Below are 16,745 nucleotides of genomic sequence, written 5' to 3' on the forward strand. Positions count from 1 at the left end.
TCCTGATCGTCACGCGATCCGGATGAAAGCGATCACGCAAATGCAAGAGGGTGCAGCCATGGCATCGATTCCTGAACCGTCGCCGACCGGCGAAACCAACAAACGCAGCTGGCTCGAATCCCACGAGGCCGGCTATCACAAGACGCTCGGCAATCGACAGGTACAGATGATCGCGATCGGCGGTGCGATCGGCACGGGGCTTTTCCTCGGGGCCGGCGCGCGACTGCAGGCTGCGGGGCCGTCGCTCGCTATCGTCTACCTGGTGTGCGGCGTGTTTTCGTTCCTGATCCTGCGTGCGCTCGGCGAGCTGGTGATGCACCGGCCGAGCAGCGGCAGCTTCGTGTCGTACGCGCGCGAATTCCTCGGCGAGAAAGCGTCTTTCGTCGCGGGCTGGATGTATTTCCTGAACTGGGCAATGACCGGCATCGTCGACATCACCGCGGTCGCGCTCTACATGCATTACTGGACGCCGTTCGCCGGTATTCCGCAATGGATCTTCGCGTTGATCGCGCTCTGCATCGTCGCCACCATGAATCTGATCGGCGTGAAGTGGTTCGCCGAAATGGAGTTCTGGTTTGCGTTGATCAAGGTCGCTGCGATCGTGCTGTTTCTCGGCATCGGCTCCGTGATCCTGGGCACCGGCGGACACGTCGCGGGCCATGACACGGGCATGCACCTGATCACCGACAACGGCGGTTTCTTCCCGCACGGACTGATGCCGGCGCTCGTGCTGGTGCAGGGCGTGGTGTTCGCGTTCGCGGGCGTCGAACTGGTCGGCACGGCCGCAGGCGAATGCAAGGATGCGCGCAAGGTGCTGCCGCGCGCGATCAACAGCGTGATTTGGCGCATTGCGATCTTTTACGTCGCGTCGGTCGTCCTGCTCGTCTGCCTGCTGCCCTGGAGCGCGTACAAGGCAGGGCAAAGCCCGTTCGTCACGTTCTTCGGCGCGCTCGGCGTTCCCGGTATCGGCTCGGTGATGAATCTGGTGGTTTTGACGGCGGCGCTGTCGAGTCTCAACTCGGGGCTGTATTCGACCGGGCGCGTGCTGCGTTCGCTGTCGATGGGCGGCTCGGCGCCTGCGTTCCTCGGGCGGATGAGCGCGCAATCCGTGCCGTACGCGGGCATTCTCGTGACGGTCGCGATCTACGTGATCGGCGTGCTGCTCAACTATCTCGTGCCGTCGAGCGTGTTCGAGATCGTGCTGAACATCGCGTCGCTCGGCATCATCAGCACGTGGGGGTTCATCATCGTCTGCCAGATGAAATTCCGGGCAGCCGTCAAACGCGGCGAAGTGGACGACGTGCCGTTCAGGATGCCCGGCGCGCCGGTGACGTCGTGGCTCACGCTGCTGTTCCTGCTCGGCGTGCTGGTATTGATGGCATTCAACTACCCGAACGGCACGTGGACGATCGCGTCGATTCCGCTGGTCGCACTGCTGCTCGTCGCCGGCTGGAAGTGGTTAAGCGGCCGCGCGCGCCGTGCGTCGCTCAAACCGACGATTCCGTCGGTCACGCTCACGCAGAGCGTCCTCGAAAAGGGCGACGACTAGGCGACGCCCGATAGCGGGTGGCGGCCGGCCCTAGATCGGCGGCCACCCCGCACGGCTCAGGGTAATCCCACGACACCGTTTGACGAAATGCTGGCGGGAGAGCAGGTTCGCCCGCGCTACTCGCAAGTCAAGACGCGGCTCGACACGCAGAATCCCGCGAGCCTCGCCCGGAAATCCCACGACGGGGAGGACATGTTCCGCAAGGCGGAACCAAAACGCGTCAGTGGCGCCCGGCACAGCGACTCCGCCCTCCTGCGACACCAACATTTATTGTCCGCACTACACTGCACTTAGCCCCTGCCGCCGTTCAACGCCGCCATGTCCGCCACCGCCCTGCAATTCGCGCTGCTCGCCAAGCAGCAGGAAATCGCGTCGCTGCGCCGCGTGGCCGAACAGATCGAGCTGATCGACCTGCTCGGCCGCCTGATCCACGCGCTGCAGCGCGAGCGCGGCGCGACCAGCATCTATCTGGCGTCGCTCGGCAAGCGTTTTGTCGCGGAACGCGCGGCGGCACGCGACGAATCCGCACCGCTCGTCGCGCAGCTGCGCGAGCGCCTGGATCTGGAACTCGCGCCCGCGCGCGGCTCGACCTCGCGCCTGCTGTCGCTGATCGCATGGGTGCTGCTCGACCTGGAATCGCTGGATGCGCTGCGGGAACGGATCGACCGCATCGCGCTGTCCGCGCCGGACTCCGTCCAGGCGTTCAGCACCGTGATCGGCGGCCTGGTGGAGCTGATTTTCCAGCTCGCCGACAGCGCGGCGGATCCGTCGGTATCGCGCATGCTGATCGCGCTCGTCCACGTCGTCGAAGGCAAGGAGGAAGCGGGGCAGGAACGCGCCGTCGGCGCGCACATGTTCGCGGCAGGCGCGTTTTCGGCGGACCAGCAGCAGCGCCTGCTGTATCTGATCGCGGCGCAGGAGCGCAGTCTCGAAGTCTTTGCGAATTTCGCGAGCGCCGAGCAAAACGCATGGCGGGAGACGCGCATGACGGGGCCGCACGTGGCGGCGCTCGAGAAGCTGCGACGCATACTGTGCACGGCGCAGGCCGGCGACACGCTCGATGCGGGCCTGAGCGAAGCCTGGTTCGACGCCGCAAGCGCCCGCATCGACGATCTCTGGCACCTTCAGATCGCGCTGACGCTGCAGGTGCAGGAAACGTGCGACGCGCGGATCGACGACGCGCATCGGACGCTGCGCGACTCCGAGCGCCTGATGGCGCAATTGCGGAACAACCCGCCGCCGCATATCCAGGCGCTCGCCCATTTCTTCGCCGGCGATCCGCTGTCGGCGCGCGCGGCGGTTCACGAACTGCCGGAGCGCCTCTCCGGCGCCGATTCGTCGACGCTCGCCAGCCTCAAATCCCTGCTGGAATCGCAATCCGCGCGACTGGCCGGCGCGGAGGTCGAACTCGACGCCGCACGTCGTGCACTTTACGAACGCAAGCTCGTGCAGCGCGCGAAAAACACGCTGATGACACGCTTCAAGCTGCGGGAGGACGAGGCGTACCGGATGCTGCAGAAAGCGTCGATGGACCGCAACCGGCCGCTTGCCGATATCGCGGAAGACGCGCTGACGTCGCCCGAGCGATTCGTCGACGAGCACGCGCAGCCCGCCGCGCGGCGACGTGCGCAGCGAAGCGCGCCGAAGGCACCGCGCGACGACGGCACGACCTGACCTGTCCGGAGCGCGCGCCGCGCCACGCACCGCGGTAGCGCCCACAGCGCGTGCAGGAGGCGCGAATTGCACCGCGCGAGTGCGATTCGCGGCGATCGGCTCGCGAGCACCGCCCCCGGCATGTCGCGCCCCGCCTGCCTGCATCGCGATTTCCCCGCCACTGGTATGAAAGTTGCGAACAACACGTTCGTCGGGCTAATGGCGGCCTGACGGTCGCGCCATGTCGAACCATGGCGGACGATCCCGTGGATAACAGCGTCCGCGCCGGGCACTCGCATGTCGAGCGAGTGCCCGGCGCGGTTTTTTTTGCCCGTCCAACCTTACGAGCGCACACCATGGCCTACCTCACGCCCAACGAGTTCGTCACCAAGATGGTCGACGCCGGCGAATCGAAACTGTCGATGTCGACCCGCGATACGCTGATCCGCGCGTACATGGCGGGCGCGATCCTCGCGCTCGCGGCCGCGTTCGCGGTCAGCATCACGATCAACACCGGCAACGCGCTGGTCGGTTCGCTGCTGTTTCCGGTCGGATTCTGCATGCTGTACCTGCTCGGCTTCGACCTGCTTACCGGCGTCTTCACGCTCGCGCCGCTCGCGGTGATCGACCGCCGACCCGGCGCGACCTGGGGCGGCGTGTTCCGCAACTGGACGCTGGTGTTCTTCGGCAATTTCGCGGGCGCGCTGACGGTCGCGCTGTTCATGGCGATCATCTTCACGTTCGGCTTTTCGGAAGCGCCGAACGCGATCGGACAGAAGATCGGCGGCATCGGCGAAGCGCGCACGCTCGGCTATGCGGCGCATGGCGCCGCCGGCATGCTTACGCTGTTCGTGCGCGGCGTGATGTGCAACTGGATGGTATCGACCGGCGTGGTCGCCGCGATGATGTCGACGTCCGTTCCCGGCAAGGTGATCGCGATGTGGATGCCGATCCTCGTGTTCTTCTACATGGGCTTCGAGCACTCGGTCGTGAACATGTTCCTGTTCCCTTCCGGCCTGATGCTCGGCGCCCACTTCACGATCGTCGACTATCTGCTGTGGAACGAGATCCCGACGGTGCTCGGCAACCTGGTCGGCGGGCTGCTGTTCGTCGGCGCCGCGCTGTACAGCACGCACTACAAGACCGCGCCGAAACGCGTGCCCGCTTCGCCGGTAGGCGTCGTCGCGCGCAAGGCCTGATCCACCCACGGCCCCGCGGCAACCCGTGACAGGCCGCCCCGCCGCGTTCGTCGCGCAGCGGGGCGGCGGACGTCATTCGACGTTGTCCGCGACGTCCGTCATCCGGATCATGTGCGGGCGCACCGCGTCTTCGTCCGGCGCCTCGTCCGTCGGCTCCGGATGGATCAGCGCTTCGAGCCGCGCCTTGGTCGCGATGAATTCCGGCGTGTTGAACTGCGAATAACCGCGCGGGCGCGGCACCGGCACCTCGATCAGCTCCTGCACTTTGCCCGGATTGGCCTTCAGCACGAGAATCCGGTCCGCGAGCAAAATCGCCTCGTCGAGATCGTGCGTGATGAACAGCACCGTCACGTCGATGTTGCGCCAGATGTCGAGCAGGTGCGCCTGCATCTTCGCGCGGGTCTGCGCATCGAGCGCGCCGAACGGTTCGTCCATCAGCAGGATGCGCGGCCGGTTCGCGAGCGCGCGCGCGATCGCGACGCGCTGCTTCATCCCGCCCGACAACTGGTGCGGATACACGTCCGCGAAGCGCGTGAGCCCGACGAGATCGAGCCACTGCAGCGCCTCGCGCTCCGCCTCGCCGCTGCTGCTGCCGTTGCGCTTCAGGCCGAACATCACGTTCTTCTTCACGGTCAGCCACGGAAACAGCGTATAGCCCTGGAACACCATCCCGCGATCGGCACCGGGGCCCTGCACGGGCTTGCCGTCGAGCAGCACGTCGCCGCTCGTCTGCGACTCGAGCCCGGCCAGGATGCGGATCAGCGTCGACTTGCCGCAACCGGACGGCCCGATCACGCAGACGAACTCGCGCCGGTGGGTGCGGAAGCTGATGTCGTCGAGCGCGACCACTTCGCCCTGCGGCGACCGGAAGCGCTTGCCGAGATGGCGCACATCGAGGATCACGTCGCGCGCCTTCAGGCGTGCGAAGCGTTCGCTCACGGCGTCTGACTGGAGCAGGTAGTCGGGAAGGCTGTGCGGATTCTGCATGATCGTTTCTTCCGAAAGGATGCGGTAGGTCATCGTCTTCAGCCGTCACGCCTTCAGCGTGCGGTCCCATGGAAACAGCCTGCGGCCGAGCAGCGCGAGCACGATGTCGGTCCCGAGGCCGATGATCCCGATCATCAGGATCGCTGCATAGACGTTGTCGAAATGCTGGTAGCGCGCCTGCTGGCTGATGTACCACGTGATGCCCGAACTGGTGCCGACCAGCTCGGCGACGATCAGGTAGGTCCACGCCCAGCCGAGCAGGATCCGCTGGTCGCGATACAGGTCGGGCAGGATGCCCGGCACGACGACGTGCGCGATCAGCCCCGGCTTCTTCGTACCGAGCGTCAGCGCCGCCTCGAATAGCCCGTACTCGAGCTTGCGCGTGGTGTTCGCGACGATCAGCACCTGCTGGAAGAACGTCCCGATCACGATGATCGCGATCTTCGGCGCATCGTAGATGCCGAGGATCGCCACCATCAGCGCGCCGAATGCCGGTGCGGGCAGATAGCGGAAGAACTCGAAGAACGGCTCCTGCAGCCGCGCGAGCGCACTGAAGGTGCCGCACACGATGCCGATCGGCACGCCGATCGCCGACGAAATCACGAAGCCCCAGAAGATGATGCGGATGCTGTGCCACAGGCTTTCGTGAAGCCATACGCCGTCGCGCGAGGCCGGCGGCGTCGTGAACGCCGTGTAGAACGCGCGCAGCACCTGATGCGGCGCGGGCAGGTATACGGGGTTCGCGCGCTCGCCTTCGGGCACGGCCGCGTGCGTCGCGCGCGCGTGCGCGAGCTCGTCGTCGAACACGTCGCGGTCGATCTGCATGCCGGGCTGGAAATAATCGACGCTGCCGGGGTTCGTGATGCGCACCTGCGGATGCCAGGCGAACGGCACGTAGCTGAGCACGCACCAGACGGCGAGCGGCAGCAGGAAGGACGCGACGCCGAGCGTCCACTTGCCGCGGGTCGACAGCTCGCGGCGCACCGCGAGCCAGTCGGTCGTATTGCGGGTCACTGACATGGTGAATCTCCGTATCGTGTTGCTTGCCGGTCGCGGGCGACCGGGCGTTCAGCGCGGCGCGCCGTTCGCACGGTAGGCACGCCAGCCGCCGAAGCGCGTGATGTCCACGGCGCCGTCGAGCGCGGCGGGTTCGCATAGAAAGCCCTGCACCTGCGCGCCGTCCGCGAGCGTCAGCGTGCCGATGCCGAGCGGCGCGCCGATGCCGGCGACGAAGCTGCCGTAGGCCGCGACCGGCATCTCCCAGATCTCGACCGCGATCGCCGCGCCGTCCTCCGGCACGCGCACGAGGCCCGGCTTCGCGACGCCGCCCGACACGGCCGCGCTCAGCGCGTAGAGGCGATAGGCGGGCGCGGTGGTCGTCGCGGCGACGAAGCGCGCGCCGCGCTGCGTGAGCTGCCCGTTCAGCGGCTCGCCACGCAGATGCGCGCCGACCACGGCCACGCGCACGACGCCCGCCGGCGCGGCGAGCGGGCACGTGGCGGTGACGTCGCCCTCGCCAGCCTGCGCAGCACCCCACGCGTCGGCCAGATCGAGCAGCATCGCGTCGTCGTGCGCACGGCCGACGAACGTGATGCCGAACGGCAAACCCGCATGCGGACCGGTCTCGCAGAGGCCCGCCGGCACCGCGATCGCGGACAGGTCGAGCAGGTTCACGAAGTTCGTGTAATAGCCGAAGCGCGCGTTGACGCCGATCGGATCGGCTTCCAGTTCGTCGACGGTCGCGGTCATCGCCGACGTCGGCATCACGATCGCGTCGATATCGTCCCAGGCGCGGGCCGCGTCGACGCGCAGCGCGGCGAGCCGGTCGAACGCCGCGAACGCGTCGGCGGCGCTGAACCGCGCCGCGCCGCCGACGATCTCGCGTATCACCGGATGCAGCGCGTCGGGCCGCTCCGCGAAGAACGCGCCGATCGCAGCGAGCCGCTCGGCGACCCACGGCCCTTCGTACAGCAGCCGCGCGGTCGCGAGGAATGCGCTGAAATCGATCTCGACGATTCGTGCGCCGGTCGCACGCAGGCGTTCGATGGCCGTCTGCCACGCGGCCCGATACGATGCGTCGCCGAAGAACTCGAGCTGATCGGCGCGCGGCACGCCGAAGCGCATGCCGGCGAGCGGCCGGGCGTGCCGCGCATGGCTGCCGTCCGCGTCGAGCAACGGCTGCCACGCGCGTCCGTACGGATCGCCGTCCGTGACGCCGTGCGCAACGGCGAACACCGCGCGCGCGTCGCCCGGCGCATGCGCGAACAGCGACACGCAGTCGAGCGACCGGCAGGCCGGCACCACGCCGAGCGTGCTCAGCACGCCCTTGGTCGGCTTGAGCCCGACGAGCCCGTGAAACGCGGCCGGCACGCGGCCCGATCCGGCCGTGTCGGTGCCGAGCGCGAACGCGGCGACGCCGAGCGCGACGGCCACGGCCGATCCCGAACTCGATCCGCCCGACGCATAACGCGGATCGAGCGCATTGCGGCACGCGCCGTACGGCGAGCGCTGCCCGGACAGCCCCGTCGCGAACTGGTCGAGGTTGGTCTTGCCGATCGGGATCGCGCCGGCGGCGATCAATCTCTCGACGACCGGCGCGCTGCGCGACGGCACATACGCGTAAGCAGGACACGCCGCCGTCGTCGGGATGCCGGCCAGGTCGATGTTGTCCTTGATCGCGAACGGCACGCCATACAGCGGCAACGCGGCGATGTCGCGTCCGGCCAGCGCATCCGCGTAGCGCGTCATTTCGTCGTGCGTCAGCGGCCGGATCCACGCATGGTGCGGATCGCCCGCGTCGAAGTGCGCGGCGATCGCATCGACGAGCGCATGCGGCGTCAGGCTGCCGGCCTCGTACCGCGCGCGCAGCGCGGCGATCGAGCGCAGGTCGGGTAGCGGATGACGATCGAAGGGCTTCATGCGACCTCCTCGGCCGCGCCGGCCTTCATCACCATCAGCCGCTGCCCGGCGACAACCGCCGCGCCCGGCACGCAATCGACCGCCTCGATCACGCCGTCTTCCATCGCCACCACGGACACCTCCATCTTCATCGATTCGAGAATCGCGACGACCTGCCCCTCGGTCACCCGCGCGCCGGTTTCGACCAGCACCTTCCATACGCTGCCCGACACGTCGGCGGTAATGCCGCGCTGTGCGTCGGCGAGCGTGTCGCCGGCCGCCGCCGTACCGGCACCGGCATCGCCCTGCCCGGCTTCGCCTGCAAATTCGGCGTGGCCGGCGGCCCGCCAGCGCTCGCGCTCGTCATCGAACGCGGCCTGCTGCATCGTCTTGAACGCGGCGATCGAGTCGGCTTCGTCGCGCAGGAAGCGGTTGTACGCGCCGAGATCGAACACGGATTCCTCGATCTTCAGTTCGGCACGGCCCGCGATGAAATCCGCGCGCAGTTCCGCCAGCTCGGCTTCGCCGACCTCGTAGAAACGGATCTCGTCGAAGAAGCGCAGCAGCCACGGCTTGCCGGGCTCGAACGCGCGCGTCGTCCGGTGACGGTTCCACATCTGCACCGTACGGCCGACGAACTGATAGCCGCCGGGCCCTTCCATTCCGTACACGCACAGGTACGCGCCGCCGATGCCGACCGCGTTCTCCGGCGTCCACGTGCGCGCCGGGTTGTACTTGGTCGTCACGAGCCGGTGCCGAGGATCGAGCGGCGTCGCGACGGGCGCGCCGAGATAGACGTCGCCGAGCCCCATCACCAGATAACGCGCGTCGAACACGATGCGCTTCACGTCGTCGATGCTGTCGAGGCCGTTGATCCGGCGGATGAACTCGATATTGCTCGGGCACCACGGCGCATCCGGCCGCACCGACTGCATGTAGCGCTCGATCGCGACGCGCGTCGACGGGTCGTCCCACGACAACGGCAGATGCACGATCCGGTTCGGCACGCGCATGTCGGCGACGTCGGGCAACTCGCGCTCGGCCGCCTGCAGATGCGCGAGCAGCACATCGAGCGGCAGCGCGTGCGCATCGAAATGCACCTGCAGCGAACGAATGCCGGGCGTGAGGTCGAGCATGCCGGGCAGCCGGTGCGCATCGAGCCAGCACATCAGCGCGTGCACGCGAAAACGCAGGTTCAGGTCGAGCACGAGCGGGCCGTATTCGATCAGCACGTTGCGGTCGCCCGAACGCCGGTAGACGACGCCGATGCCGTTGCCGGCCGCCGGATCGCGGTACAGCACGCAGTCGTTCGGTGCAGCCGCGTTCGACAAGGAAGCCGGTGCCGGCGATGCGCGCTCGGGAGCCGCCGCCACGCGCGCGAACTGCACGGTGTCGCCCGGCCGCAACTGCCCGAGCTTCCACAGCTCGTCGCGCACGACCGTCACCGGACACACGAAGCCGCCGAGGCTCGGCCCGTCGGGTCCGAGTATCACCGGCATGTCGCCGGTGAAATCGACCGCGCCGATCGCATACGCGTTGTCGTGGATGTTCGACGGATGCAGGCCCGCCTCGCCGCCGTCCGCGCGCGCCCATTGCGGCTTCGGGCCGATCAGCCGCACGCCCGTGCGGCTCGAGTTGTAATGGACCGTCCAGCGCGTGTCGTACAGCATCGCGATGTCGTCCGCCGTGAAGAAATCCGGCGCGCCGTGCGGGCCGTCGAGCACGCCGAGCGTCCATGCGTGCGTCAGCGCGGGCCGGTCGGCTTCGGCGAGCGCCGCGCCGGCTTCGCCGCGCCCCGCGTCCGCATGCAGGTGCAGCACGTCGCCCTTGCGCAGCGCGCGGCCCGCGTGGCCGCCGAACTGGCCGAGCGTGAAGGTCGCCTTGCTGCCCAGATAATCGGGCACCTGCAGCCCGCCCTTCACCGCGAGACACGCGCGCACGCCGGCGCCCGTCACGCCGCCCAGCTTCAGCACCGCGCCGGGCGCCGCGCGCAGCACCTGCCAGAACGGCGCGGGTGCGCCGTCGAGCGTCGCCGCGAGCGGCGCGCCGCCGAGCACGAACAGCGTGTCGGCGTTGAAGCGCAGCGTCGCGCCGACCATCGTGAACTCGAGGCCGGCGGCGTCATGCGGATTGCCGAGCAGCGCATTCGCGAGATCGAACGCGCGGTCGTCCATCGGACCGGACGGCGGCACGCCGACGGCCCAGTAGCCGACACGGCCCGGCGTCTGCTGCACGGTCGTCTGCACGCCGCCGTCGAGCACGTCGATCGTGTGCGGTGCGAATGCGAAACGCGACAGGAACGCGGTCGTTTGCGCACCGCGCGCGAACGTGTCGGAACCGGCGATCGCACGCAGGTAGTCGAGATTGGTCTCGATCCCGTACAACTCGGTGGCGGCCAGCGCGTCGCGCAATGCCGCGAGCGCATCGCGGCGCGTGTCGCCGCGCACGATCAGTTTCGCGAGCAGCGGATCGTAATACGCGCTGACCTCGGTGCCCGCGTCGATCCACGTATCGACGCGCACCGCGTCCGGAAACGCGACATGCGTGAGCACGCCCGCGCTGGGCCGGAACTGCTGGTGCGGGTCTTCCGCATAGAGCCGCACCTGGATGCTCGCGCCGCGCGGCGCGACGGCGAGCGTATCGAGCGGCGGCAGGTCGCCTTCGGCCTGCAGGATCATCCATTCGACGAGATCGATGCCGGTCACGGCTTCCGTCACGCAATGCTCGACCTGCAGCCGCGTATTCACCTCGAGAAAATAGCAGCGGCGCTCGCGCGCATCGAACACGAACTCGACCGTGCCGGCCGACGCATAGGCAACCGCGCGCGCGAGCCGCACCGCGCTCGCGTGCAGCGCGGCGCGCTCGCCGTCGGCGAGGTCCGGCGCGGGCGTTTCCTCGATCACCTTCTGGTTGCGCCGCTGCACCGAGCAGTCGCGCTCGCCGAGCGCGATCACGCCGCCGCGCCCGTCGCCGAAGATCTGCACCTCGATGTGCCGCGCGTGCTCGACGAACTTCTCGAGATAGACGCCCGCATGCGCGAAGTTCGCGCTGCCGAGCCGCACGACGGATTCGAACGCCGCCGCGAGCTGCGCGGCGTCGCGGCACAACGACATGCCGATGCCGCCGCCGCCCGCCGTGCTCTTCAGCATCACCGGATAGCCGATCGCATCGGCTTCGGCGAGCGCCGTCGCGACATCCGCGAGCAGCCCGGTGCCCGGGAGCAGCGCGACGTCGTGCGTGCGCGCCAACTCGCGCGCGGTGTGCTTGAGGCCGAACGCGCGCATCTGCGCGCCGCTCGGCCCGATGAAGCGCAGGCCGGCGGCCTCGCATGCATCGGCGAACTCGGCGTTCTCCGACAGGAAGCCGTAGCCGGGATGCACGGCTTGCGCACCGGTCGCGCGCGCCGCGGCGAGGATCGCGGCGACGTTCAGGTAGCTGTCGGCCGCCGGCGCGGCGCCGACGCAGACGGCTTCGTCGGCGATCGACACGTGGCGCGCATCGCGATCGGCTTCCGAGTAGATCGCGACCGACGCGATGCCGAGTCGCTTCAGCGTGCGGATGACGCGGCAGGCGATTTCACCGCGGTTCGCGACGAGGACTTTGGCGAATCTCATTGCGGTCCCCAGATCGTCAGCCGCACCGGCGTCGGGTTATAGCCGTTGCACGGGTTGTTGAGCTGCGGGCAGTTCGAGATCAGCACCGTGACGTCCATCTCCGCGCGCATCTCGACATACTTGCCGGGCGCGGAAATGCCGTCCTCGAACGTCAGCCCGCCGAGCGGCGTGACCGGCACGTTCATGAAGAAATTGACGTTGCCGACGAGATCGCGCTTGGTCAGCCGCGCGCCGGTGCCGCATGCGCAATGCGCGATCGCGTTGAGGAAGCTGTCGCGGCAGTTATGCATGTGGCGCTTGTCGAGCGCGTAGCGCACCGTGTTGCTCTCGGCCGCACACGCGCCGCCGAGCGTGTCGTGGCGGCCGCAGGTGTCCGCAACGATCGTCACCATCGGGTTGCCGAGACTGGACAGCAGCACGCTGCCCGCGCTCAAGTACAGGTTGCGCTGCTCGCGGATCGTGTCCTGCGCGCTGTAGCGCTCGTCGGGTGCGTCGGTGCGATAGAACAGCGTATCGACGGCCTGGTTGCCTTCGAGATCGAGAATGCGCAGCACCTGCCCGCGCTTCACGTCGTGCAGCCATGGTTCGCCGGCGTTCAGCGTGGTGTCGTAGATCGCGTGCCGCGGGTCGAGGCGGCTTTCGATGATCGGCATGTCGGGTCTCCTTACGCGAACAGTCGGTCGGTGTTGACGAAGCCGCGCGTGTTCTCCGCGCACGCGGTGCGGCACGGATCGTCGTCCGGCGCGGCACCGTCGGCGGGATACGCGCGGTATGCGATCAGCTTCACGGGTTTCGGCGCATAGGCCGGCTGCGGATCAAGCGGATGCGGCGCGGTCGAAAACGCGGCGAGCGTGTTCATCTCGAAGCGCAGGTCGAACGCGCTGCCGGCCGGCGAGTGGCCCGCGACGAAGTCGAGCGACCCATCGTCGCGCGGCGCGAGCTTGCTGAAGAAATTGACGTTCGCGACGAGGTCGCGCGCGGACAGCCCGTATTTCGCGAGTTCGAGCACGAGGCTGTCGCGGCCGTTGCGGATCATCGCGTTGCGATCGGCCTGATACGACGACGGGCCGTACTTGCGCGCGAACAGCCGCGCATCGCCGATGCCGCCGAGCGGATCGTGCCAGCCGAGCGTATCGGCCGTGATCGATGCGATCACGCGGCCCATGTCCGTATACAGCGCGTGGCCGCGCGTCAGGTGCGCGGTGTGCTGCGCCTTCAGCGTATCGGCCATGTTGTAGCGTTCGAGCGGATCTTCGTGACGATGAAACACGGCGGACAGGTTCGCGCCGCCGTCGAGATCGACGACGCGCAGCGCGAGACCGCGGCGCAGGATGCCGGACCAGTGGGTTCCGGCGGGAACGACCGTTTCCCACACGACGTGCGGCAACGGGGCAAGCGGGGCTTGGGGGCTCGGCGACATGGCGGCTCCTCGGATCGGTTGGACAAAAGGCGTGAGAGGGCGACCGAACGACATCGCGACCTCCCGGGCTTTTGTCCCTCCGTGGAGCCTCGCCGGATCCTCGCAACAAGGCAGGCGGCAAGACCGGATTGCTCTCGGACCAGGCATCGCACGGCGTGTGACGCCGCGCGACCGGAACCCTAGCGATCCTGAAGATGATGCAAATTGCTTCGCACCTCTCGGACGACGAATAAGCGAGTTGCATGCCAGCGCGTGCATCCGAGCACGCGCGGCCCCGTTCGGCGGGGCATGGGACGGCGAACGGCACGCCATGCACGCGCATCGGCCCGCCCTCCCGTTGGGCAGCGTGCGCACCACTCGAACGCGGCCGGCACCAGCGCGGGGCAGCGTTACGCACGCGCACCGCGTGCGATCGCAATGGCACGGCCATTGCTGAATACGCACACCGTCACTCTGTCCACCGATCGCTCATGAACAAACTCGACCTGCTTCGGCGCGCGCTGGCCGCGCTCTTCTCCGCGCGTTTCATCGAACTGCAGCGTGCCGCGCGCCGTCGCTGAGCGGCGCGTTTCCGACACACGTCAGCCGCCGGTTCACACCGCTGGCATGCTTCTCGCTCGCTCCGATGCCGAGAGGTGCGGCGGTGTCGCATCTTAGGGATGCTAGGGTTCCGGTTCGTCGAACGTCTGGTCCGAGAGCAGCCCGGCGTCGGTGCGTACGGTCGTCGGACCGCGCGCGCATGGCGCTACACGGCGGGACAAAAGCCCGGGAGATTGGCGATGGCGACGGCCGTCGCGCCTCTCCGTGGCCGGTCGTTCGTCCCGCATCCGCAGGAACCGGTCACGCGGCCGGATCGCGCATGGGCGCGACCCGTGCCGACGATCCCGATCCCGGTCTCCTGGAGAAAACGATGACCCGCCTCGCCTCGCCGTTCCGCCGCCTGCTGTCCTCCCGGCACCTCCGTTCCGTCCGCCATGCGCTCGCCGCCGTCGCCGTCACGACGTCGCTGTTCGCCGCGCCCGCCGCGCATGCGGCCCCGCCGCTGAAAATCGGCTACAGCGACTGGCCCGGCTGGGTCGCGTTCCAGGTCGCGCTCGACAAGGGCTGGTTCAAGGAAGCCGGCGTCGACGTCGATTTCGAATGGTTCGATTACTCGGCGTCGCTCGACGCATTCTCCGCGGGCAAGCTCGATGCGGTCGCGGTCACCAACGGCGATGCGCTCGTCACGGGCGCGTCCGGCGCGAAGAACGTGATGATCCTGCTCACCGACTATTCGGCGGGCAACGACATGATCATCGCGAAGCCGCCGCTGCGGACCGTCGAAGGCCTGAAGGGCAGGAAGGTCGGCGTCGAGCTCGGGCTCGTCGATCACCTGCTGCTCGAAACCGCGCTGCAGAAGCACGGGCTGAAGGACGGCGACGTCACGCTCGTCAACGCGAAGACCAACGAACTGCCGCAGGTGCTCGGCGCGTCGTCCGACATCGCGGCGGTCGCGGCGTGGCAGCCGAACGCCGGCGAGGCGCTGAAACGCGCGCCGGGTGCGCGCGCGATCTTCACGTCGGCGGATGCGCCGGGGCTGATCTACGACGCGATCACGGTGACGCCGACCAGCCTCGCCGCGCGCCGGGCCGACTGGGCGAAGGTCGTCAAGGTCTGGTATCGCTGCGTGGCCTACATCAACGATCCGAAGACGCAGGCCGACGCGGTGAAGATCATGTCCGCGCGCGTGGGCCTCACGCCGGCGCAATATCTGCCGCTGCTGAAGGGCACGCACCTGCTCGATGCCGCTGCAGCGAAGCAGGCGTTCCGCAAGGGCGACGGGCTCGACTCGATCTACGGATCGACCCGCAACGCGAATGCATTCAATGTGCGCAACGCGGTCTACAAGCAGTCGCAGGATATCGACGCGTATATCGATCCGCGTCTCGTCGAATCGCACTGACGGCGGTGGGCGGGGGCCCGCCCGGAACGATGTCGTTTGTCGATATCGAGCGGCAGCCGCCGGGGTTCGAACGATGCCGAGGATTCCGGCGCAAGCGTGAAGGCGGTGGATTGCCTGGCTAACACCCGGGCGCCTGCCTCGTCGGTCGAGACCGAACGACGCCTGCCCGAAGAGCCGCTCGAGTAGACGCTGCTGATGTTGATACCGCCAGGAAATGCCGCACGCCCATCGACGATCAGAAGCTTGCGGTGATCGCGATGATTCAACGCCCAGGGCTTGCGCGTCGACAACGGATTCACCGGATTGAATTCCAGTACGCATACTCCGGCGGCCCGCAGTCGATAGAAATAGCTGCTGGGCGTGCCGAGTGCACCCACGCTGTCGTAAATCAGGTTCACCTGGACGCCACCGGAGCCGGCGCGTGCGCATCTCGCCGGCTCGTCCCCCAAAGCTACTGCTTGGTCTGCTGACGCTGGTATTCGTCGTATTTCATCTGCATGTACTGCTGCCGATCCATTTCATGCAGTTGTCGCGGATATTGTTCGCTGGCGTCGAACCAGTCGGTCAGGCGTTGCTCCAGTCGCTTGTCGGGCGGGCTGGACAGCGCGCCGAGATACGCAACGATGGCCAGGTAGTAGCGCATCGTGTTGCGCTCCATGAGGCCGCGCATCCCGCCGATGTATTCCGCCTGGGGCGCGGACGGCTCGGCGATGTCGGTGAAGCCGACCTTGCCGCGCCCGAAGGCGGCCAGATAGGTCTTCATCGCAAGACGCCCGATCACGCCGTAACTATAGGCATAGGTCAGATGCAGGAACGTGCGGTCGCCGTCAAGCGCCACCGCTTCCAGCGCGATCCGGTAATCGCGGGTGTTCAATGGTCCCTGGTCCGCATGGAGCTTGACCTGCAAGTATCCCGGACCGGTGGTCGCCGCGTCGTATTCGAATTGCACCCGGTAGGTCGTGCTGAGTTCTTCGGCAACTTCCTTCTTGCTGACGTTCACGATCAGCGTATTGCCGCCGCTGGTGGTGCGGCAATACTTGATGTTGGGGTGCAGGATCAACGCATCGCACCAGTTGGACGGGCCTCGCACAGGGTCATTGAACGCGCCGTTGACCGTCGCGAACGGGTACGCCATCACCGCGTAAACCTCGCCTTTGAGCGTGGAAGACGATTCCTCGGAATCGAGATACAACGGACGCTTGAACTGGTTGTGATCGAGCCGGGGAATCAGCTTCTGGTACGCATCGCGCAAGTTGGCTGCCTCGTCCGCACCGTCCGCAGGCGTCCCGCCCAGGCATGGCAGGGAGCACGCCATCAGCGCCGACGCCATCAGCGCCGCCTTGCGTAGCGGGCGGCTGGTTGGGCTTCCGGCAGACGCACTCATCGTTATGCTCCGGCTCGTGACGGTTGACGGGTTGGGCGGGTCGAACGCGAGACACTTCATGCGTGCCGCGCCGCCGGCGAATGTCGCCGCGCGGCACGG

12 protein-coding genes and 2 riboswitches are annotated in these 16,745 nt (G+C 67.8%); of the genes, 4 read left to right on the forward strand and 8 right to left on the reverse strand.

Annotated elements, in window-relative coordinates; genetic code table 11:
• Nucleotides 1–58 precede the first annotated feature (58 nt).
• From ansP to ACNQQL_RS06450, 3 genes are all read left to right on the forward strand, one after another.
• The gene (gene ansP, locus ACNQQL_RS06440) at nt 59–1,549 is read left to right on the forward strand and encodes an L-asparagine permease (protein ID WP_347063610.1); all 1,491 of its coding nucleotides are present in this window, start codon (nt 59–61) and stop codon (nt 1,547–1,549) included.
• 318 nt (nt 1,550–1,867) lie between these two features.
• The gene (locus tag ACNQQL_RS06445) at nt 1,868–3,223 is read left to right on the forward strand and encodes a nitrate- and nitrite sensing domain-containing protein (protein ID WP_347063611.1); all 1,356 of its coding nucleotides are present in this window, start codon (nt 1,868–1,870) and stop codon (nt 3,221–3,223) included.
• Between the two features lie 335 nt (nt 3,224–3,558).
• Complete coding sequence (locus ACNQQL_RS06450; RefSeq protein WP_072439687.1) at nt 3,559–4,401, forward strand: formate/nitrite transporter family protein; 843 nt, start codon at nt 3,559–3,561, stop codon at nt 4,399–4,401.
• Nucleotides 4,402–4,473: 72 nt separating this feature from the next.
• Here ACNQQL_RS06450 and ACNQQL_RS06455 read toward each other — a convergent pair whose 3' ends face one another.
• Genes ACNQQL_RS06455 through ACNQQL_RS06480 form a run of 6 tightly spaced genes read right to left on the reverse strand, consistent with a single transcriptional unit; the run spans nt 4,474 to nt 13,320 of the window.
• Complete coding sequence (locus tag ACNQQL_RS06455; protein ID WP_204421237.1) at nt 4,474–5,388, reverse strand: ABC transporter ATP-binding protein; 915 nt, start codon at nt 5,386–5,388, stop codon at nt 4,474–4,476.
• A gap of 45 nt (nt 5,389–5,433) precedes the next feature.
• Complete coding sequence (locus ACNQQL_RS06460) at nt 5,434–6,408, reverse strand: ABC transporter permease (RefSeq protein WP_347063612.1); 975 nt, start codon at nt 6,406–6,408, stop codon at nt 5,434–5,436.
• A gap of 48 nt (nt 6,409–6,456) precedes the next feature.
• Nucleotides 6,457–8,307: an allophanate hydrolase gene (gene atzF / locus ACNQQL_RS06465; protein WP_347063613.1), complete on the reverse strand. Its 1,851-nt coding sequence runs from the start codon at nt 8,305–8,307 to the stop codon at nt 6,457–6,459.
• A complete protein-coding gene (uca, locus tag ACNQQL_RS06470; protein ID WP_347063614.1) occupies nt 8,304–11,900 on the reverse strand; it encodes an urea carboxylase in 3,597 nt (1,198 codons plus the stop codon). The genes atzF and uca overlap by 4 nt, the downstream gene beginning before the upstream one ends.
• Nucleotides 11,897–12,553 carry an urea amidolyase associated protein UAAP2 gene (locus ACNQQL_RS06475; protein WP_072439681.1) on the reverse strand — a complete coding sequence of 219 codons (657 nt, stop codon included), beginning with the start codon at nt 12,551–12,553 and terminating at the stop codon, nt 11,897–11,899. Before ACNQQL_RS06475 ends, uca begins: the two co-directional genes overlap by 4 nt.
• An 11-nt stretch (nt 12,554–12,564) precedes the next feature.
• Nucleotides 12,565–13,320 (reverse strand): urea amidolyase associated protein UAAP1, encoded by a 756-nt coding sequence (locus tag ACNQQL_RS06480; RefSeq protein ID WP_175962984.1) that lies wholly within the window; start codon nt 13,318–13,320, stop codon nt 12,565–12,567.
• 58 nt (nt 13,321–13,378) lie between these two features.
• Nucleotides 13,379–13,514: riboswitch (guanidine-I (ykkC/yxkD leader) on the reverse strand.
• 457 nt (nt 13,515–13,971) lie between these two features.
• Nucleotides 13,972–14,094, forward strand: a riboswitch (guanidine-I (ykkC/yxkD leader).
• Nucleotides 14,095–14,230: 136 nt separating this feature from the next.
• Between ACNQQL_RS06480 and ACNQQL_RS06485 the strand changes: the two genes are divergently transcribed.
• On the forward strand, nt 14,231–15,262 hold the full coding sequence (locus ACNQQL_RS06485; RefSeq protein ID WP_072439862.1) for an ABC transporter substrate-binding protein: 1,032 nt from the start codon (nt 14,231–14,233) through the stop codon (nt 15,260–15,262).
• Here ACNQQL_RS06485 and ACNQQL_RS06490 read toward each other — a convergent pair.
• Nucleotides 15,202–15,660, reverse strand: coding sequence for a hypothetical protein (locus ACNQQL_RS06490; protein WP_416392533.1), 459 nt, complete (start codon nt 15,658–15,660; stop codon nt 15,202–15,204). The genes ACNQQL_RS06485 and ACNQQL_RS06490 overlap by 61 nt on opposite strands.
• Before the next feature lie 53 nt (nt 15,661–15,713).
• The gene (locus ACNQQL_RS06495) at nt 15,714–16,646 is read right to left on the reverse strand and encodes a hypothetical protein (RefSeq protein ID WP_347063615.1); all 933 of its coding nucleotides are present in this window, start codon (nt 16,644–16,646) and stop codon (nt 15,714–15,716) included.
• Nucleotides 16,647–16,745 lie beyond the last annotated feature (99 nt).

Origin of the sequence: Burkholderia sp. LFS061 (assembly GCF_047978125.1) — a bacterium.
GTDB classification, from domain to species: Bacteria; Pseudomonadota; Gammaproteobacteria; order Burkholderiales; family Burkholderiaceae; genus Burkholderia; species Burkholderia pyrrocinia_C.

What these genes read in the sequence shown, in the direction of transcription:
- ACNQQL_RS06495 (WP_347063615.1), bottom strand. Translation starts at nt 16,646, where the DNA reads ATGAGTGCGTCTGCCGGAAGCCCAACCAGCCGCCCGCTACGCAAGGCG.
- ACNQQL_RS06480 (WP_175962984.1), bottom strand. Translation starts at nt 13,320, where the DNA reads ATGTCGCCGAGCCCCCAAGCCCCGCTTGCCCCGTTGCCGCACGTCGTG.
- ACNQQL_RS06450 (WP_072439687.1), top strand. Translation starts at nt 3,559, where the DNA reads ATGGCCTACCTCACGCCCAACGAGTTCGTCACCAAGATGGTCGACGCC.
- ACNQQL_RS06485 (WP_072439862.1), top strand. Translation starts at nt 14,231, where the DNA reads ATGACCCGCCTCGCCTCGCCGTTCCGCCGCCTGCTGTCCTCCCGGCAC.
- ACNQQL_RS06445 (WP_347063611.1), top strand. Translation starts at nt 1,868, where the DNA reads ATGTCCGCCACCGCCCTGCAATTCGCGCTGCTCGCCAAGCAGCAGGAA.
- ACNQQL_RS06460 (WP_347063612.1), bottom strand. Translation starts at nt 6,408, where the DNA reads ATGTCAGTGACCCGCAATACGACCGACTGGCTCGCGGTGCGCCGCGAG.
- uca (WP_347063614.1), bottom strand. Translation starts at nt 11,900, where the DNA reads ATGAGATTCGCCAAAGTCCTCGTCGCGAACCGCGGTGAAATCGCCTGC.
- atzF (WP_347063613.1), bottom strand. Translation starts at nt 8,307, where the DNA reads ATGAAGCCCTTCGATCGTCATCCGCTACCCGACCTGCGCTCGATCGCC.
- ansP (WP_347063610.1), top strand. Translation starts at nt 59, where the DNA reads ATGGCATCGATTCCTGAACCGTCGCCGACCGGCGAAACCAACAAACGC.
- ACNQQL_RS06475 (WP_072439681.1), bottom strand. Translation starts at nt 12,553, where the DNA reads ATGCCGATCATCGAAAGCCGCCTCGACCCGCGGCACGCGATCTACGAC.
- ACNQQL_RS06455 (WP_204421237.1), bottom strand. Translation starts at nt 5,388, where the DNA reads ATGCAGAATCCGCACAGCCTTCCCGACTACCTGCTCCAGTCAGACGCC.